Here is a 16,998-nt window from a genome sequence, read left to right as displayed (position 1 = left end):
TTTGATCCTACTTTTCAGCCACATCCTCAATGGCCCGCCGCCCCACTTCATAGCAGTACTGGCTTGCCGGCCGGTGCCAGACCTCCACCCCATCGTGCGCCTTCAGCGACGCCACCGTCCGCGTCGTCGAGCCCACCCAGCGCAGCGGTGCGTTGCGCTTCGCGAATTGGATCATTCCATTGATCCTAGATCCATCCCCCACCGCTGCGTCGCTTCCAGACAGTACGCAGGCCCAGGCCGGACGGTCGGTGATGGCGTCGAGCGCCACCAGATCCACCGGCCCCTCCGGCAGGCGGGCGTAGGCCAGCCGGGCGCGCTCGGCCGAGGTCAACCATTGACCGACGATGGCGCTCTCGGTCAGCGCCGCGAAGGTTGGATCGTCCGGCGCCACCGGGCCGAACAGCGCGGCGTAGAGACACGGCGCGGTGAGGTGGACCTTAAAGGTGCGCATGCGCTGGAAGCGGTCGCCCGCCGGGTGGACGCGCCCCATGCGCAGGATCAGGTGGCTGGCCTCCAGGTAGTCGAGATGCCGACGCACCGTGTTCTTGGCGAGGGCGGCGCGCTCGGCTATGGCCTCGATGGACACCTCGCGGCCGGTGTTGCGGGCCAGCAGGGTGAACAGCGCGTTCAACTCCGCCGTGCCGGCGATGCCGGCCAGCCCCGGCAGGTCCTGGTGCAGCAGCGCCCCCAACACCTCGCCGCGCAGCAGGCGGGCGGCGTCCCGGCCCGGCCGCAGCAGCACCACCTCCGGGAAACCGCCGCCGTTGATGTAGTGGGCGAAGCGCTCGTTCAGCGCCGCCATGTCGCGCACCACGTACATGGGCGGCCCCTTGCCGAACACCATCGGCTCGACGAGATCGCGCTCAGCACCGGTCAGGCGCAGGTACTCGGCGAAGGTCAGCGGCGGCAGCACGAAGGCGCCGGCGACCCGCTGCGCCGCCCCCGACGCCACCGCCACCACCCGCAAGTCCGGCTGCGCCGTCGCCAGGGCGGCGACCTCCGCCTCCCAGCCGCGCACGTTGTGGACCCCATCGAGCACCAGCACGCCCGCTCCGTCCAGCCCGGCCACCGCCCGCAGGCCGCGGGCCAGCCGCTCCAGCGGGACGCCGTGCGCCGCCGGCGCGGTCAGGTCGGCGTAGAGCAGGCCGCGTGGCGGCGTGCCGTCCTCGATCAGGCGGGCGATGGCCTGCCGGACCAGCACCGTCTTGCCGACCCGCCGCGGGCCGACCATCAGCAGCGGCCGCTCCGGCCCGGTCCGCTCCAGCCGGCGCAGGAAACCATCGAAGAAGGCGCGCTTCGGCAAGCCCGCCACATCCGGATCCGGAGCGCCGCCGCGCCACCACGGATTGTCGAGGGCGAGCCGGTCGAGAATGGCGCTGTCAGCGAGGGTCAGCATGCGCCGCCAAAACAAGATCAATGGAATGATCCTAGATGCCAGGGCCGCCGCCCCTCGGTCAATAGTCGGATGCCCTGTGCGTCCCCTTGCGCGGCGTGGATGGCCTTGCCTCAATGATTCGCAGGTCCACAGGGAGTTCGCGGGTGCCGCACACGCTCATGCGGCCGGACGCCGTGGCGGCACGCATCGCCGCGGGCCGGCCGCTGGTCATCGCCGGGGAGGAGGCCCTTCTGGCCGGCCTTCCGCGCGGCCGCTGGATCGGCGGCACCGCGCCCGCTCCGGACGGATGGCTGGTGGTCACCGAACTGCCGGAGGCTGCGACCGCCGTCGCCATCCGCTCCTACGACGAACAGGCACTGACCGGCATCGGTGCGGCGGCGCCGGAGAACGGCTTCACCATCCTGGCCATCCCCGGCTTCTCGCCGCCGCACGCCGCCTACGCCGAGGGGGTGTTCCGGGTGGAAGGGCTGTTCGACCGCCCGCTGGTCGGCTGGATCGCGGCGGAGCACGGCGCGCGCACGCCCAAGGTGTTCGACGGCGTGACCGGCACCGTATCCGACCAAGTGGCGGTGGCGGCGCACGTGTGGCTGCCGCCGCGCCTGACGCCGCGCGCCCACGTCGTCAACCCCTACCGGCCCGGCGACGGCGACGAGCTGGTGTTCGGCGCGTCCGGCTTCTCGGCTCGCCACTGTCGGATCGGGGGGGAGCCGGTGAACCTCGCCGCCCACATGCGCGAGCGCAGCATCGGCCAGGACCGGCCGCTGGTCGCCGACTGCTTCGGCACACCGGTCAACGTGTCTGTCCGCGCCGTGGACGAGGACGCCGGGGAGGTGCGGTTCTGCGCGCCGGTTTTCGCCCACCTGCGCTACCGCTTCGCCGCCCCGCTGCCGCCTGGAGCCGAGCCGGCCCTGCCCGCCGGCGTGCGTCCGGCCTTCGCCTGCGGCTGCGTGCGCAACCCGCCGCTGGTCGCCGGCCTGCTGGGATACGGCGAGATCGCCTACGTGGTGCACAACCAGACGCTGGCGTACCTGACGATCGACGAGACGGGGTGAGGGCTACAGCCAGCCGCGCCGCTTGAAGTACCAGAGCGGCAGCACGCCCGAGAGCACCATCATGACGATGGCCATGGGGTAGCCGTACTCCCAGCGCAGTTCGGGCATGTGCTGGAAGTTCATGCCGTAGGCCGAGGCGATCAGCGTCGGCGGCAGGAAGGCCACCGCCACCACCGAGAAGATCTTGATGATGGCGTTCTGCTCGATGTTGATGAGGCCCAGCGTGGCGTCGAGCAGGAAATTCGCCTCGTGCGCCAGGAACCCCGCGTGCTCGTTCAGCGAGCGCAGGTCGCGCGTCAGCGTCTTCAACGCCGCCTTCTGCTCCTTGCTCAGGCGCCCGGCGGTGACCGAGGTCAGGAACGCCACCAGCCGATCGAGGCCGGCCAGGCTGTCGCGCACCTTGTGCGTCAGGTCGCCGGCCCGGCCGATGCCGCGCAGCACATCCTGCAATTCGTCCGGCTTCTTCTTGCGGCCCAGCCCACCCGGCTCCAGCGAATCGGTGAAGACGCGGGTGGACAGGCTGTCGATGCGGGCGCCGATCAGCTCCAGCACGTCGGCCACCCGGTCCACCACGGCGTCGAGCATGCCCAGGAGCGCGTCCTCGGCGCTCGCCAGCAGTTCCGGCTGACGGCCGGTGCGCGCCGCGAAGGTGGCGACCGAGCGCGGCTCCATGAATCGCACCAGGATCAGGTGCCGCGGCGTCAGCACGAAGGTCAACTCGCCCGCCTCCGGGTGCGGGGTGTCGGCCCGGGCGATCACGGGCGTGGTCAGGTAGATGGCCTCGCCCTCGGTGTAGAGCTGGCTGGAGGCCTCGATCTCCTTCATCTCCTCGCGCGTCGGCAGGTCGCAGCCCGTGAGGCTGCCGACGTGGGCGCGCTCCGTCTCGTCCGGGCGCAGCAGGTCGATCCACACGGTGCCCGGCGGCAGCGGGTCGCCGACGGCGAGCGGCTGCTCGACGACGCGTCCCGACACCCGGGCGTGGACCGTGATCATGCCAGCGCCTCGGCCGGCACGGCGGCGCCGGCGGCGCGGCAGGCGGCCGTCAGCGTGTTGAGCATCAGGCAGGCGATGGTCATCGGCCCGACGCCGCCCGGCACCGGGGTGATGGAGCCGGCCACCAGCTTGGCCTCGCCGAACGCCACGTCGCCGACCAGCCGCGTCTTGCCCGGCTCGGCGCCCGGAACCCGGTTGATGCCGACGTCGATGACGCAGGCGCCCGGCTTGATCCAGTCGCCGCGCACCATCTCCGGCCGGCCGACGGCGGCCACCAGGATGTCGGCGCGCCGGCACTCGCCAGGCAGGTCCGCCGTGCGCGAGTGCGCCACCGTCACCGTGCAGTCCTGCTGCAGCAGCAACTGCGCCATCGGCTTGCCGACGATGTTCGAGCGGCCGAGCACCAGCGCCCGCTTGCCCCGGAGGTCGCTGCCCAGCGTGTCGCGGATCAGCAGCAGGCTGCCCAACGGCGTGCAGGGCACGATGGCGCCCTTCTGGCCTGTGGCCAGCAAGCCGGCGTTGACCACATGGAAGCCGTCGGCGTCCTTCTCCGGCGCGATGGCGGCCAGCACCTTGGTGGTGTCCATGTGCCGGGGCAGCGGCAGCTGCACCAGGATGCCGTGCACCGCCGGGTCGGCGTTGAGCTTGGCGAGGAGGACCAGCAGGTCCTCCTCGCTCATGTCCTCGGGGTGGTGGTGGTCGAAGGAGTTCATCCCCAACTCGACCAGCGCCTTCTCCTTGGAGCGGACGTAGACCTGGCTGGCCGGGTCCTCGCCCACCAGCACCACGGCCAGGCCGGGGGTGATCCCGTGGCTCTTCTTCAGGTCGGCCACGCCCTGCGCCACGCGGGTGCGCAGCCCGGCCGCGAAGGCCTTGCCGTCGATGATCTTCGCCTCAGCCATGGGAAACCTCCTAGTCCGCGCCGGCCGCCAGCCGGCGCATCAGATCGGCCGGATCCCCGGCCACGTGCAGGATCTTGTTGCGGTCGGTGTGGCCGGCGACCACGGCGATGCTGCTCTTCGGTACATGCCACAGCTTCGCGAGCAGCTTTATGACGGCCTCGTTCGCCTTGCCGTCCTCCGGCACGGCGGTCACCGCCACCTTCAGCGCCTTGCCTCCGTCCGCGGTGTCGGCCAGCCCGGTCACCGCGTTGCGCGACGCCTTGGGCGTTACCCGCAACGCGACCCGGACGCCGTCGGCGGTCGGCTCGAAAGGCCCGGCCGTCAAAAAGCGTACATCCCGTAGCGGACGATGAGGCTCTGCAGGAACCACACCAGCAGCAGCGCGACGATCGGCGAGAGGTCGATGCCACCGAGATTCGGCAGGATGCCGCGAATCGGCCGCAGCACCGGCTCGGTCACCCGATAGGTGAAGTCGCTGATCATATAGACGAAGCGGTTGCGGGTGTTGATGACGCTGAAGGCGATCAGCCAGCTCAGGATCACGGAAATCAGCAGGACCCACTTGAAGAGGTCCAGCACGATGTAGACGAGTTCGAACAGCGTCACGACGAGTGGCTGCATAAGGATGGGGCCTCCGGGATCGCGGTCCGCGCGCACCCTAATCCGGGACCCTGGGCGTGGCAAGAGCCGCGCGGACGGGGTGGCGCTACCCTGTTTTCGTGTCCGTATATGGGATGCGATTGAGGGCTTGACACCGGCATGCCGCCCGCCCTATATCCCGCCCACACCGGAGACGGTGCGTGGGGCCGTAGCTCAGCTGGGAGAGCGACGCGTTCGCAATGCGTAGGTCGGGAGTTCGATCCTCCTCGGCTCCACCAATCTCCCCCTCCCAGGGGGAACCTGAATGAAGCCGCCGCTGGCGGCTTTTTTCATGCCTGCCTTTCCGCCTTCTCTCTCGCCATTCCCGCGAAGGCGGGGATCCATAATTCCCAAAGCGAGCGGCTGTGGACCGTATGGATCCCCGCCTTCGCGGGGATGACGGCAAAAAAACAGGACTCCAGCCCCCATGCTCGCCAACCTCGCAGCCCTCGGCGCCGCGCTCTGCTGGTCGGCGGGCGGCCTGATCGCCATCGCGCCCGTGCGCGCCATCGGCTCGGTCGCCTTCAACCGCATCCGCATGGTCATCGTCTTCGCGATGCTCAGCATCGCCGCGACGCTGACCGGCGGCTGGGCGACGTTGGACGCATCGGCGGTGGCATGGCTGGCGCTGTCCGGCGCGATCGGCATCTTCCTGGGCGACACCGCGCTGTTCTGGGCGCTCGGCCGGCTGGGCCCCAGGCGGAACGTGGTGATCTACGCCACCAACGCGCCGATCACCGCGCTGCTCGGCTGGCTGCTGCTGGGCGAGGCCCTGGCGCCGCTGACGCTCATGGGAATCGGGCTGGTGACGGTCGGCGTCATGCTGGCGGTGGCGCTGCGCGGCGGTTCGCACGACCTGGAATCCGTGCGCGGGCCGCTGCTGGCCGGGGTCGGCGTCTGCCTCATCGCCGCGCTGTGCCAAGCCGGCGGCTCGATCCTCGCCAAGCCGGCGCTGGCCGCGGGCGCCGACCCGGTCGCCGGGGCGGCGGTGCGCGTCGGCATGTCCGGCCTGCTGCTGTGGCTCGGCGCCCTGCTGCCCGGCGGGCGGGCGGGGGTGTTCGCGGGGCTGACGCCGCGCATCGTCGCGCTGATCGCCGCCAACGGCTTCATCGGCCTGGGACTCGGCATGACGCTGCTGATGATCGGGCTGAAGTACGGCGACGCCGGGGTTGCGGCGACGCTGTCCGCCACCAGCCCGGTGCTGATCCTGCCCATGCTGTGGGCGCTGACCCGCCAAGCACCGCGCCCCGGCGCCTGGATCGGTGCGGCGCTGGCGGTGGCCGGGGTGATGCTGATCGTGAACCGGTAGCGCGGTGGCTCCGGGCTCTTTATAAAGACCGTCCAACGCACTCGGACGCTATCGGAGCCGCCGCCGTGAGCCGCAAGATCCCCGCCACCATCATCACGGGCTTCCTCGGGGCCGGGAAGACCAGCCTGATCCGCCACCTGCTGGCGAACGCCGGTGGCCGCCGGCTGGCGCTGGTGATCAACGAGTTCGGCGATCTCGGCGTCGACCGCGAACTGCTGGCCGGCTGCGGCGTCGAGGGCTGCACGGAGGACGACATCGTCGAGCTGACCAACGGCTGCATCTGCTGCACCGTCGCCGACGACTTCCTGCCCAGCATCACCGCGCTCCTCGCGCGGCCCGAGCCGCCCGACCACATCGTCATCGAGACCTCGGGCCTCGCCCTGCCGAAGCCGCTGGTGAAGGCGTTCGGCTGGCCCGAGGTGCGCACCCGCGTCACCGTCGACGGCGTCATCGCCGTGATCGACGCCGAGGCCGTGGCGGCCGGTCGTTTCGCTTCCGATACGGATGCGCTGGCCGCCCAGCGCGCCGCCGACCCGACGCTCGACCACGAAAGCCCGCTGGAGGAGCTGTTCGAGGAGCAGATCCTCTGCGCCGACATGGTGGTGCTGAACAAGGCCGACCGCGTCGACGCCGCCACCATGGCCCGCGTCCGCGACGAGGTGGCCGGCCACCTGCGCCCGCTGGTCAAGACCGTCACCTCCACCCAGGGCGGCGTCGATCCTGCCGTGCTGCTGGGCCTGGGCGCAGCGGCCGAGGACGACCTCGACTCGCGCCGCTCGCACCACGAGGAGGAGGGCGACGACCACGACCACGACGAGTTCGAGAGCTTCGTCGTGCCGCTCGCCACCGTCGCCGACCCGGCCGAGGTCGAGGCGCGCATCCGCGCCACCGCCGCGGCGCACGACATCCTGCGCGTCAAGGGCTTCCTGGACGTGGCCGGCAAGGCGATGCGCCACGTCATCCAGGGCGTCGGCGACCGCATCCAGGGCTACTACGACCGCCCGTGGAAGCCCGGCGAGGCGCGCCAGAGCCGCTTGGTGGTGATCGGCCAGCGCGGCCTGGACCGCGAGGCGATTTCCGCCGCGCTCGCCGGCTGACGCCATGCACCTCCTGGCCGCGCAGCCCGGCAGCCTGGGCGACGGCGGCGAGGCCGTCGACCTCGGCCAGTCGCCGGGCGACATCGTCTACCTGACGGCCGCCGACACCGAGCTGGCCTGTCTGGCGGCGGCACGCGACCGGCTGGGCGAGTCGGAACCGAGCCTTCGGCTCGCCAACATCCTCCAGCTCGGCCACAACCTGTCGGTGGACGTCTACGCGGAGAGCACCGTTTCGAAGGCGAAACTGGTGTTGATGCGCCTGCTCGGCGGCGAGCGCTACTGGCCTTACGGCGTCGAGCAGATCGCGGAGACCTGCCGCCGCCACGCCATCCCCCTCGCGGTGCTGCCCGGCGACGACCAGCCGGACCCGGAGCTGGCCCGCCGCTGCACCGTGCCGGCCGAGGCGGCGCATCGCCTGTGGCAGTACGGCGTGCATGGCGGCATCGACAACGCGGTGGAGCTGCTGCGCTACGCCTCCGCGCTGATCGGCGGCGACTCGGAGTGGCGCGAGCCGATGCCCTTGCTGCGCGCCGGCCTGTACTGGCCGGGCGCGACCCGACCGGGGCTGGACGAGGTGCGCGCGCATTGGACGGACGGTGCGCCAGTGGCGGCCATCCTGTTCTACCGGGCGCTGGTGCAGGCGGCGAACCTCGCGGTCATCGATTCGCTGATCGACGCGCTGAAAGCCGAGGGGCTGAACCCGCTGCCGGTCTACACCACCAGCCTGAAGGAAGGCGCCGCCGCGGCGGTGGTCGCCGAGCTGCTGGGCGCCGCCGGGCCGGACGTGATCCTCAACGCCACGTCGTTCGCGGTGTCGCAGCCGGGCGCGGCGCGGTCGGCGACGCCGTTCGACGAGTCGGACTGCCCGATCCTGCAGGTGGTGTTCTCCGGCGGCTCCGAGGCCGCATGGCGGGACGGCACCGCCGGCCTGTCGGCGCGCGACATCGCCATGAACGTGGCGTTGCCCGAGGTGGACGGCCGCATCCTCGCCCGCGCCGTCAGCTTCAAGGCGGAAGCCCGCCGGCATGAGCCGACGCAGAGTTGGATCCTCGACTACCGCCCGGTGCCGGACCGCGTGGCGTTCACCGCACGGCTGGCGGCGGGCTGGGCGCGGCTGCGGCGGACTCCGGCGGCGGAGCGGCGCATTGGCATCGTGCTGGCGAACTACCCGAACCGGGACGGCCGCTTGGCGAACGGCGTCGGGCTGGACACCCCGGCCGGGGTGGTCGAGGCGCTGAAGGCCATGGCCGCGGCGGGATACCGGGTAGCCGGCGCGCCGGACGACTCGGCCGCGCTGATGGCCGCGATGCAGGCGGGCGTCACCAACGACGTGAGCGCGCTGGATGGGCGCGTGGTGCGCGAAACGCTGAGCGTCGCGGATTACCGACGCTGGTTCGATACGCTTCCGGAATGGGTTCGCAGCGCCGTTGTTGATCGCTGGGGGGAGCCCGAAGCCGACCCGTTCGTTGCCGCAGAGGTCCCCCACCCTACCCCTCCCCCATCTTCGACGGGGGAGGGAACTCCGCCGCCATCCCCTCCGCCGCGCAGTGGGGAAGGGTTAGGGTGGAGGACCTCTGCGGAGACGTCTCCAGCCTTCCGCCTCCCCGCGCTCCGCTTCGGCAACGTCGCCGTCGCCATCCAGCCGGCGCGCGGCTACAACCTCGACCCGGCGGGCAGCTACCACGACCCGGCGCTGGTGCCGCCGCATGCGTACTTGGCGTTCTACGCGTGGCTGCGCCTGCGATTCGGCGCCCACGCCGTCGTCCATTTCGGCAAGCACGGCAACCTCGAATGGCTGCCCGGCAAGGCACTGGCGCTGTCCGAATCCTGCTTCCCGGAGGTCGCCCTCGGCCCCGTGCCGCACCTCTACCCGTTCATCGTCAATGACCCCGGCGAGGGCACGCAGGCGAAGCGCCGCGCCTGCGCCGTCATCATCGACCACCTCACTCCGCCGCTGACCCGTGCCGAGAGCTACGGCCCGCTGCGGGAACTCGAGATGCTGGTGGATGAGTATTACGAGGCGGCCTCCCTCGACCCGCGCCGCCTGCCGGAGCTGCGCTCCCGCATCCTCGACCTGTCGGCGACCACGGGCATCGCCGCCGACTGCGGCGTGGCGCCGGACGACGACCCGCCGACCGCGCTGTCCAAGCTCGACCGCCATCTCTGCGAGTTGAAGGAACTGCAGATCCGCGACGGCCTGCATGTCTTCGGCCTGTCCCCCGACGGGGAACAACGCGACTCGCTGCTGGTGGCGCTCGCCCGCCTGCCGCGCGGCAAGGGCGAGGGCAAGGACGCCTCGCTGATCCGCGCGCTGGCGGCCGACCTGGACCTGGACGGCTTCGACCCGCTCGACACCGACATGGCCGCCCCGTGGACCGACCCGCGGCCCGACGCCCTCGCAGGTAAGGATCCCTGGCGCACGGCCGGCGACACGGTGGAGCGGCTGGAAGTCCTGGCTCTGGCGCTGGTGGCCGGCGAGCGGCCCTGCAACCCGGCCTGGACGCGCACCCGCGCGGTGCTCGACTGGATCGCCGGGAAGCTGGCGCCCACCGTCGAGGCCTGCGGTCCTGCCGAGACCGACGGGCTGCTGCGCGGCCTTGCTGGCCGCTTCGTGCCGCCCGGCCCGTCCGGCGCGCCATCGCGCGGCCGGCCGGAGGTGCTGCCAACCGGGCGCAACTTCTACTCCGTGGACACCCGTGCGGTGCCGACCCCGGCGGCGTGGCAGCTTGGCTGGGCCTCGGCCGGGCGCGTCGTCGAGCGCTATCTGCAGGAGCACGGCGACTGGCCGCGCACGCTGGCACTGTCCGCCTGGGGCACCGCCAACATGCGCACCGGCGGCGACGACATCGCTCAGGCACTGGCGCTGATGGGCGTGCGGCCGACCTGGGACACCGGCACCGGCCGCGTCACCGGCTATGAGATCCTTCCCGCCGGCGTGCTCGACCGTCCCCGGGTGGACGTGACGCTGCGCGTGTCGGGATTCTTCCGCGACGCCTTCCCGGCGCAGATCGACCTCGTGGACCAAGCCGCCCGCGCCGTCGCCGCGCTCGACGAGCCGGAGGACGTCAACCCCCTCGCCGCCCGCGTGCGCGCCGACCGCGCCCGGCTGGAGGCGGCCGGCGTCGCGCCCGACGAGGCCGCCAGGCGTGCCGGCTTCCGCGTCTTCGGCTCGATGCCCGGCGCTTACGGGGCCGGCCTACAGGCGCTGATCGACGAGCGCGGCTGGCGGACCGACCAGGATCTCGCCGACGCCTACCTCGCCTGGGGCGGCTACGCCTACGGCACCGGCGCGGCCGGCGTCCCGGCGCGCGCCCAGTTCGCCGAGCGCCTCACCGCCGTCCAACTCGTCCTGCACAACCAGGACAACCGCGAGCACGATCTGCTGGACAGCGACGACTACTACCAGTTCGAGGGCGGCATCACCGCCGCGGTGCGCGTGCTGTCCGGCCAGCAGCCGGAAATCTTCCATAACGACCACTCGCGACCCGAATCGCCGCGCGTGCGCACGCTGAAGGAGGAGATCGGCCGCGTCGTCCGCGCCCGCGTGGTGAACCCGAAGTGGATCCGCGGCGCCATGCGGCACGGCTACAAGGGCGCCTTCGAGCTGGCCGCCACCGTGGACTACCTGTTCGCCTTCGCCGCCACGGCGCGCTGCGTCGGCGACCATCATTTCGACGCGGTGTTCGACGCCTATGTCATGGACGACGAGGTGCGCGCCTTCATGGAAGACGCCAACCCGGCGGCGCTCAAGGAGATGGCCGAGCGCCTGCTGGAGGCGCTCGACCGCGGCCTGTGGCGCCCGCGCGCCAACGCGGCCCACATCACGCTGAAAGAACTCAGCGGACACGGAGGGGAAGAGGAATGACCGAAGAGACGCATGAGGACGGCGGAGAGCCCGGTGGAGAGGACGTCAACGCCCGCCACGCCGAGAAGATGGCCAAGAAGAAGGCGGCCCGCGACCGCATGCTGGCCGGCAAGACCATCGAGAAGGGGCTGCTGATCGTCCACACCGGCAAGGGCAAGGGCAAGTCCACCGCCGCCTTCGGCATGGTCCTGCGCGCGGTGGGCCATGGGATGCGCGTCGGCGTGGTGCAGTTCGTCAAGGGCAAGTGGGCAACCGGCGAGCGCACGGTGCTGGAGCGCTTCCCCGACCAGGTGGAGTTCCACGCCCTGGGCGAGGGCTTCACCTGGGAGACGCAGGACCGCGAGCGCGACATCGCCTCCGCCCGCGCCGCCTGGGACGCCGCCAAGCGCCTGATCGAGGATCCGGAGATCCGCATGGTGCTGCTGGACGAGCTGAACATCGTGCTGCGCTACGGCTATCTCCCCCTGGAGGAGGTCGTGGACTACCTGCGCAACAAGCCCGCCGACACCCACGTCATCGTCACCGGCCGCAACGCCGCCGACGAGTTGATCGAGGTGGCGGACCTCGTCACCGAGATGACCATGGTGAAGCACCCGTTCCGCGACGGCGTGAAGGCGCAGGCGGGCATCGAGTTCTGATATGATCCTCCAAGCCGGAACCTTTCTGGCCGTCATCCCCGCGAAGGCAGGGATCCATACGTTCCACAGCCGCTCGCCTTGAGACTTATGGATCCCCGCCTTCGCGGGGATGACGAAAGGAAGGGCCTCCGCGGAAGGACCGCCCATGCACCTGCCGACCATCCGCGACTTCGCCCGCGAGGCCACCATGCCCGAGTGCTACACGGCGCTCGGGCCGGACTGGTCGCTGGCCGTCGCCGACGTGGTCGGCAGCACGCGGCTCGCCTCCGAGGGCCGGCATCGCGAGGTGAACTTCGTGGCCGGCGCGGTGATCGCCGTGCTGACCGAGGTGCTGCGCCAGCCCGGCGTCGAGCCAGCCTGCCAGTTCGGCGGCGACGGCGCGGTGGCCGCGGTGCCGCCCGGTTTCCGCTCGGTGGCGGCCGACGCGCTGGCGGCGCTGGCCGACTGGTCGGGCACCGAGATGGACGTGCCGCTGCGCGTCGGCATCGTGCCGGTGCGCGAGCTGCTGTCCGCCGGTCTCGACGTCATGGTGGCGGTGCAGGATTTCGGCGCCGGCAACGCCTTCGGCCACTTCCTGGGATCCGGCGTCGCCGCCGCCGAATCCTGGGTGAAGGCCGATCCCAAGCGGCGGATCGCCCCACGCCCCGGCCCGCTGCCCGGCCTGGAGGGCCTGTCCTGCCGCTGGCGCCCGGTTCCGGCGCGGCGCGGCACCATCCTCTGCGTCATCGCCGACCCGGTCGCCCCCGGCATGCGGGGGCTGGAGACCGTCGCCCGCCTGCAGGCCGACATCGAGCGCGTCGTCCCCACCGCCGCCGCCGCCCCGCTCGGCACCGGCGAAACGCTGCACCCCAAGCTGCCGTCCGCCGAGTCCCTGAAGCTGGAACTGCGCACCGAACCGCCGCGCCGCCGGCTGTCGCGGGCGATCCGCGCCGTCGCCGGCACCGGGCTGCTGTGGCTGGCCGACCGGACGGGGCTGCGCGTCGGCGCGCTCAACGTGCCGCGCTACCGCGCCGCGCTGGCCGAGCGCTCGGACTACCGCAAGGAGGCCAACGGCCCGCGCTACGTCCTCGACGTAACGGAGAAGGAGGCCCAGGCGCTGGAGGCGCTGCTGGAGCGCTACGCCCAGGCCGGCGAGATCGTCTATGGCACGGCGCGCGCCGACTCCACCACGATCACCTGTGTCGTCGGCGACTTCGCCGCCGACCGCCACGTGCACTTCGTCGATGGGGCCGAGCTGGGGTTCTGGCGCGCCTCGGTCCAGCTCAAGGCGATGCGCGCCCGCGCGGCGGAGCCGGCGGCCTAACGGCCCTGCAGGCAGCGCCCGTAGGCCTTCGGGTCGTTCTTGTAGAGGCGGGTGCAGCCCTCGACCAGCGAGTCCTCGCTCTTGCGGCTGCCGCTGACGCACTGGGCGTACTTGTTGGTGCCGGGGTGGAAGCGCTGCTTGCAGCCCTCGGCCAGCGCCGCCATGGAGCGCCCGCTCATCCGCCGCGGCTCGTCGTAATCGTAGGAATAGCGCGGCGGCCGGCGGTCGTAACCGCCCCAGCCGTAGGGAGACCCATAGGGGGACGCGTAGCCCGGCGCGGTGCCGTACCCCGAGGGCGCGTATTCGTAGGACTGGTAGGCGCCACCCTCGGTCACGCACCCGGCCAGCAGAAGCGCAAGGCCCGCCGCCACGACCACCGTCCGCCCCGTCCTCATCGCCGCCTCCGTTCGCCCGTCATGCTGGTGAGCACCTTCCATAAACGCGCGCGGATCAGGCTTTCATCCGAGGGTACCGCAAAAATCACGAACCGGCGCGGTCGACCACATGCAGGAAGGAGCCGCACACCGTCCCCCGCCGGCTGCCCAGCGCACCGAGGTCGGTCCCCCGCGCGTCGGACACCCGGAACAGCGGCTCGCCGGTCTCCGCCGAAACGATCCGCGCGTAGTGGAACTCGTGCCCCCGCAACGCCGTCCCCGCCGGCCCGAGCGCCGAGTCGGCCAGCGTCGCCGCGCGCCGGTAGCCGAGATGCAGCGTGCGCTTCGCGAACGAGGTCACCACCGGCAGCAGTCCGGCCATGGCATGGGCGACGCCGTCGGCGTCCTCCAGCGCCTCGCCGAGGACCATGTAGCCGCCGCACTCCCCATACACCGCCGCCCCGCGCGCCGCCGCGGCGCGCAGCCCGCCGAGGAAACGGCGGTTGCCGGCCAGCCGGCCGGCGTGCAACTCGGGATAGCCGCCGGGCAGGTAGACGGCGTCCGCCGCGGGATCCGGCGCCTCGTCGGCGAGCGGCGAGAAGGGCAGCAGTTCCGCCCCCTGCGCCCGCCAGTCCTCCAGCAGGTGCGGGTAGGCGAAGGCGAACGCCGCGTCCGCCGCCACGGCGGTCCGCTGCCCGAGCGGCGGCAGCGCGAAGCCCGCGCCCGGCACCGCGAAGCCCGCCGGCCGCGCCAGGGCGCGCAAGGCCTCCAGGTCCACCGCCGCGCCCAGCAGCGCGGCGGCGCGGTCGAGGAAGGCGTCGAGGTCGGCGTGCTCCTCCGCCTGGACGAGGCCGAGGTGCCGGCTCGGCAGGTCGAGCGCCGCGTCGCGCCGCACCGCCCCCAGCACCGGCACGCCCGAGGGCGCCAGCGCCGCGCGGATCATCGCCTCGTGCGAGTCGCTGCCCACCCGGTTGAGGATGACGCCGGCCACGGCCACGTCGTCGCGGAAGCGGCTGAAGCCGTGCAGCACCGCCGCCGCCGACTGCCCCTGCCGCGCCACGTCCATCACCAGCACCACCGGCCAGCCGGCCAGCGCCGCAAGGTCGGCGGTCGAGCCGGTGCCGTCCGCCGCCCCGTCGAACAGGCCCATGACGCCCTCGACGACCAGCAGCTCCGCGTCCAGTCCGGCCAGCCGCGCCAGCGTCTCGGGACGCATCGCCCACGGGTCGAGGTTGCGGCACGGCCAGCCGCTCGCCGCGGCATGAAAGCGCGGGTCGATGTAGTCCGGTCCGACCTTGCAGGAGGCCACCGCCACCCCGGCCCAGCGCAGCGCGCGCAGCAGGCCCAGCGTCACCACCGTCTTGCCGCTGCCCGAATGGGGCGCGGCGATGACGAGGCCGGGGGTCATGCGTCCAGCCCCCTCCCTAGCCCTCCCCCGCTGCGCGGTGGAGGGAACACGGCCCCCTCTCCCGCGAAGCGGGGGAGGGATGGGGAGAGGGCAATCCCCCTCACCACGACAGCTGCGCCTTGCCCTGTCCCAGGACCGCGTGCAGGTCGACCACCGGCCCGATGACGATCATCGCCGGCGGCTCGATGCCGCTGGCCGCCACGTCGGCGGCGGCGCGCGCCAGCGTGGTGGTCAGCACGCGCTGCTCCGGCAGCGTGGCGTTGGCGACCACGGCAACCGATTCGTCCGGGCTGCGCCCGCCGTCGATCAGGCGGGCCGCGATGGTGCCGATGTGCTTCAAGGCCATGTACAGCACCAGCACGTGCGTGCCGCGGGCCAGCGCCGCCCAGTCGAAGGCGTCCGGCACGTCGCCGGTGGCGGAGTGGCCGGTGGCGAAGGTCACCGCCTGCCCGCTTTCGCGGTTGGTGATCGGGATGCCGGCGTAGGCCAGCCCGCCGATACCCGCCGAGATGCCTGGGATGACGCGGAACGGAACGCCGGCGTCGGCCAGTTCCAGCGCTTCCTCGCCGCCGCGGCCGAACACGAAGGGATCGCCGCCCTTGAGGCGCAGCACCCGGTGCCCGGCGCGCGCCAGCTCGATCAGCTGGCGGGAGATGTCCGGCTGCTTGGGGGACGGCTTGCCGCCGCGCTTGCCGGCGAAGATCCGCTCCGCGCCCGGCCGCGCCATCTCGAGGATGCCGGGGCCGACCAGCGCGTCGTAGACCACCACGTCGGCCTGCCGCAGCGCGTTCAGCGCGTGCAGAGTCAGCAGGCCCGGGTCGCCCGGCCCGGCGCCGACCAGCCACACCGTGCCCGGCTCAAAGGTGGGCAGGTTCAGCTCCGGCATCGCAGCAACGCTCATTTACCCCTCCCAAACGCTCCGTGCGGAGCCTATAACCCGATCATGAACAAACCGGAAGGACCGTTGCGCCGCGGCTGGACGACCGGGGCCTGCGCCACCGCCGCCACCAAGGCGGCGTACACGGCGCTGCTCACCGGCGCCTTCCCCGATCCCGTCGGCATCGTCCTGCCGCGCGGCGAACGGCCGGGCTTCCCGCTCGCCCACGCCACGCGCACGACCGACGCCGCCACCGCCGGGATCGTCAAGGACGCCGGCGACGACCCGGACGTGACGCACGGCGCGCTGGTCCTCTCCACCGTGTATCACGGAGCACCGGGCTCCGGTGTGATCTTCCGCGCGGGGCCGGGGGTGGGCACCGTCACCAAGCCCGGCCTGCCCATCCCGCCCGGCGAGCCCGCCATCAACCCGGTGCCGCGCGAGATGATGCGCGCGGTGGTCGCCGAGGTGGCCGCCGCCTTCGGCGGCAGCGGCGACGTGGTGGTGGAGGTCTCCGTGGAGAACGGCGAGGCGCTGGCGAAGAAGACCTGGAACCCGCGCCTGGGCATCGTCGGCGGCCTGTCGATCCTCGGCACCACGGGGGTGGTGGTGCCGTTCTCCTGCTCGGCCTGGATCCACTCGATCCAGCGGGGGGTGGACGTCTCCCGCGCGTTGGGGCTGACGCACGTGGCGGGCTGCACCGGATCGACCTCGGAGGCGCTGGTGCGGCGGCTGTACGGGCTGGACGAGTCGGCGCTGCTCGACATGGGCGACTTCGCCGGCGGGCTGCTCAAGTACCTGCGGCGCCACCCGCTGCCCAGGCTGACCATCGCCGGCGGCTTCGCCAAGATGGTGAAGCTCGGCCAGGGTGCCTTGGACCTGCACTCCGGCCGCAGCCAGGTGGACCTGGACCGGCTGGCGGACCTGCTGGAGCGGTGCGGTGCGGATCCCGCTCAGGTCGCCGCCGCGCGCACCGCCAACACCGCCAAGCAGGTGCTCGACAACGCCGCCGGCCTGCCCCTGGCCGACACGGTCGCCGAGGCGGCGCGGCGGACGGCCCTCGACGTGCTGGATGGCGCGCCGGTGGAGGTCGAGGTGCTGGTGGTCGACCGTGCCGGGCACCTCGTCGGCCGGGCGGGCTGAGC

Annotated in this window: 15 protein-coding genes and 1 tRNA gene; 8 read left to right on the top strand and 8 right to left on the bottom strand. The window is 72.3% G+C overall.

The features are described from left to right. Positions 1-7 precede the first annotated feature (7 nt). Positions 8-1,396 (bottom strand): ATP-binding protein, encoded by a 1,389-nt coding sequence (locus ACRWK7_RS02710; RefSeq protein ID WP_431854629.1) that lies wholly within the window; start codon positions 1,394-1,396, stop codon positions 8-10. 143 nt (positions 1,397-1,539) lie between these two features. On the opposite strand from ACRWK7_RS02710, the gene ACRWK7_RS02705 reads away from it, so the two are divergent. Further along, complete coding sequence (locus tag ACRWK7_RS02705; protein WP_431854628.1) at positions 1,540-2,448, top strand: DUF6976 family protein; 909 nt, start codon at positions 1,540-1,542, stop codon at positions 2,446-2,448. A gap of 3 nt (positions 2,449-2,451) precedes the next feature. Here ACRWK7_RS02705 and ACRWK7_RS02700 read toward each other — a convergent pair whose 3' ends face one another. The 4 genes from ACRWK7_RS02700 to ACRWK7_RS02685 are packed head-to-tail and all read right to left on the bottom strand — an operon-like array spanning position 2,452 to position 4,964. Then, positions 2,452-3,441: a magnesium transporter CorA family protein gene (locus tag ACRWK7_RS02700; RefSeq protein ID WP_431854627.1), complete on the bottom strand. Its 990-nt coding sequence runs from the start codon at positions 3,439-3,441 to the stop codon at positions 2,452-2,454. Next, a complete protein-coding gene (gene folD, locus ACRWK7_RS02695) occupies positions 3,438-4,343 on the bottom strand; it encodes a bifunctional methylenetetrahydrofolate dehydrogenase/methenyltetrahydrofolate cyclohydrolase FolD (protein ID WP_431854626.1) in 906 nt (301 codons plus the stop codon). Before folD ends, ACRWK7_RS02700 begins: the two co-directional genes overlap by 4 nt. A gap of 10 nt (positions 4,344-4,353) precedes the next feature. Then, positions 4,354-4,668: a DUF167 domain-containing protein gene (locus ACRWK7_RS02690; RefSeq protein ID WP_431854625.1), complete on the bottom strand. Its 315-nt coding sequence runs from the start codon at positions 4,666-4,668 to the stop codon at positions 4,354-4,356. Continuing rightward, complete coding sequence (locus tag ACRWK7_RS02685) at positions 4,665-4,964, bottom strand: YggT family protein (RefSeq protein WP_431854624.1); 300 nt, start codon at positions 4,962-4,964, stop codon at positions 4,665-4,667. The genes ACRWK7_RS02690 and ACRWK7_RS02685 overlap by 4 nt, the downstream gene beginning before the upstream one ends. A 181-nt stretch (positions 4,965-5,145) precedes the next feature. Here ACRWK7_RS02685 and ACRWK7_RS02680 point away from each other — a divergent pair. From ACRWK7_RS02680 to ACRWK7_RS02655, 6 genes are all read left to right on the top strand, one after another. Then, positions 5,146-5,221 (top strand) — tRNA-Ala (locus ACRWK7_RS02680). 188 nt (positions 5,222-5,409) lie between these two features. Beyond that, on the top strand, positions 5,410-6,291 hold the full coding sequence (locus tag ACRWK7_RS02675; protein WP_431854623.1) for a DMT family transporter: 882 nt from the start codon (positions 5,410-5,412) through the stop codon (positions 6,289-6,291). A gap of 65 nt (positions 6,292-6,356) precedes the next feature. Further along, positions 6,357-7,388: a cobalamin biosynthesis protein CobW gene (gene cobW / locus ACRWK7_RS02670; protein WP_431854622.1), complete on the top strand. Its 1,032-nt coding sequence runs from the start codon at positions 6,357-6,359 to the stop codon at positions 7,386-7,388. Positions 7,389-7,392: 4 nt separating this feature from the next. Further along, positions 7,393-11,253, top strand: coding sequence for a cobaltochelatase subunit CobN (cobN, locus tag ACRWK7_RS02665; protein ID WP_431854621.1), 3,861 nt, complete (start codon positions 7,393-7,395; stop codon positions 11,251-11,253). Then, positions 11,250-11,891, top strand: a complete 642-nt coding sequence (cobO, locus tag ACRWK7_RS02660; RefSeq protein ID WP_431854620.1) for a cob(I)yrinic acid a,c-diamide adenosyltransferase — start codon at positions 11,250-11,252, stop codon at positions 11,889-11,891. Before cobN ends, cobO begins: the two co-directional genes overlap by 4 nt. A 145-nt stretch (positions 11,892-12,036) precedes the next feature. Next, complete coding sequence (locus ACRWK7_RS02655) at positions 12,037-13,194, top strand: DUF3095 family protein (protein ID WP_431854619.1); 1,158 nt, start codon at positions 12,037-12,039, stop codon at positions 13,192-13,194. Here ACRWK7_RS02655 and ACRWK7_RS02650 read toward each other — a convergent pair. The 3 genes from ACRWK7_RS02650 to cobA form a co-directional block, all read right to left on the bottom strand. Beyond that, on the bottom strand, positions 13,191-13,589 hold the full coding sequence (locus ACRWK7_RS02650) for a hypothetical protein (protein WP_431854618.1): 399 nt from the start codon (positions 13,587-13,589) through the stop codon (positions 13,191-13,193). The two genes, ACRWK7_RS02655 and ACRWK7_RS02650, sit on opposite strands and share 4 nt — an antisense overlap. A gap of 85 nt (positions 13,590-13,674) precedes the next feature. Continuing rightward, positions 13,675-14,976, bottom strand: a complete 1,302-nt coding sequence (locus tag ACRWK7_RS02645) for a cobyrinate a,c-diamide synthase (protein ID WP_431854617.1) — start codon at positions 14,974-14,976, stop codon at positions 13,675-13,677. A gap of 100 nt (positions 14,977-15,076) precedes the next feature. Next, the gene (gene cobA / locus ACRWK7_RS02640) at positions 15,077-15,877 is read right to left on the bottom strand and encodes a uroporphyrinogen-III C-methyltransferase (RefSeq protein WP_431854616.1); all 801 of its coding nucleotides are present in this window, start codon (positions 15,875-15,877) and stop codon (positions 15,077-15,079) included. A 42-nt stretch (positions 15,878-15,919) separates the two neighbouring features. On the opposite strand from cobA, the gene ACRWK7_RS02635 reads away from it, so the two are divergent. Then, positions 15,920-16,996, top strand: coding sequence for a cobalt-precorrin-5B (C(1))-methyltransferase (locus ACRWK7_RS02635; protein WP_431854615.1), 1,077 nt, complete (start codon positions 15,920-15,922; stop codon positions 16,994-16,996). Positions 16,997-16,998: the final 2 nt, after the last annotated feature.

It is taken from the genome of Azospirillum sp., assembly GCF_050789165.1.
The sequence above is the reverse complement of the archived record's forward strand: the minus strand, read 5'-3'. Positions and strand labels throughout refer to the sequence as shown.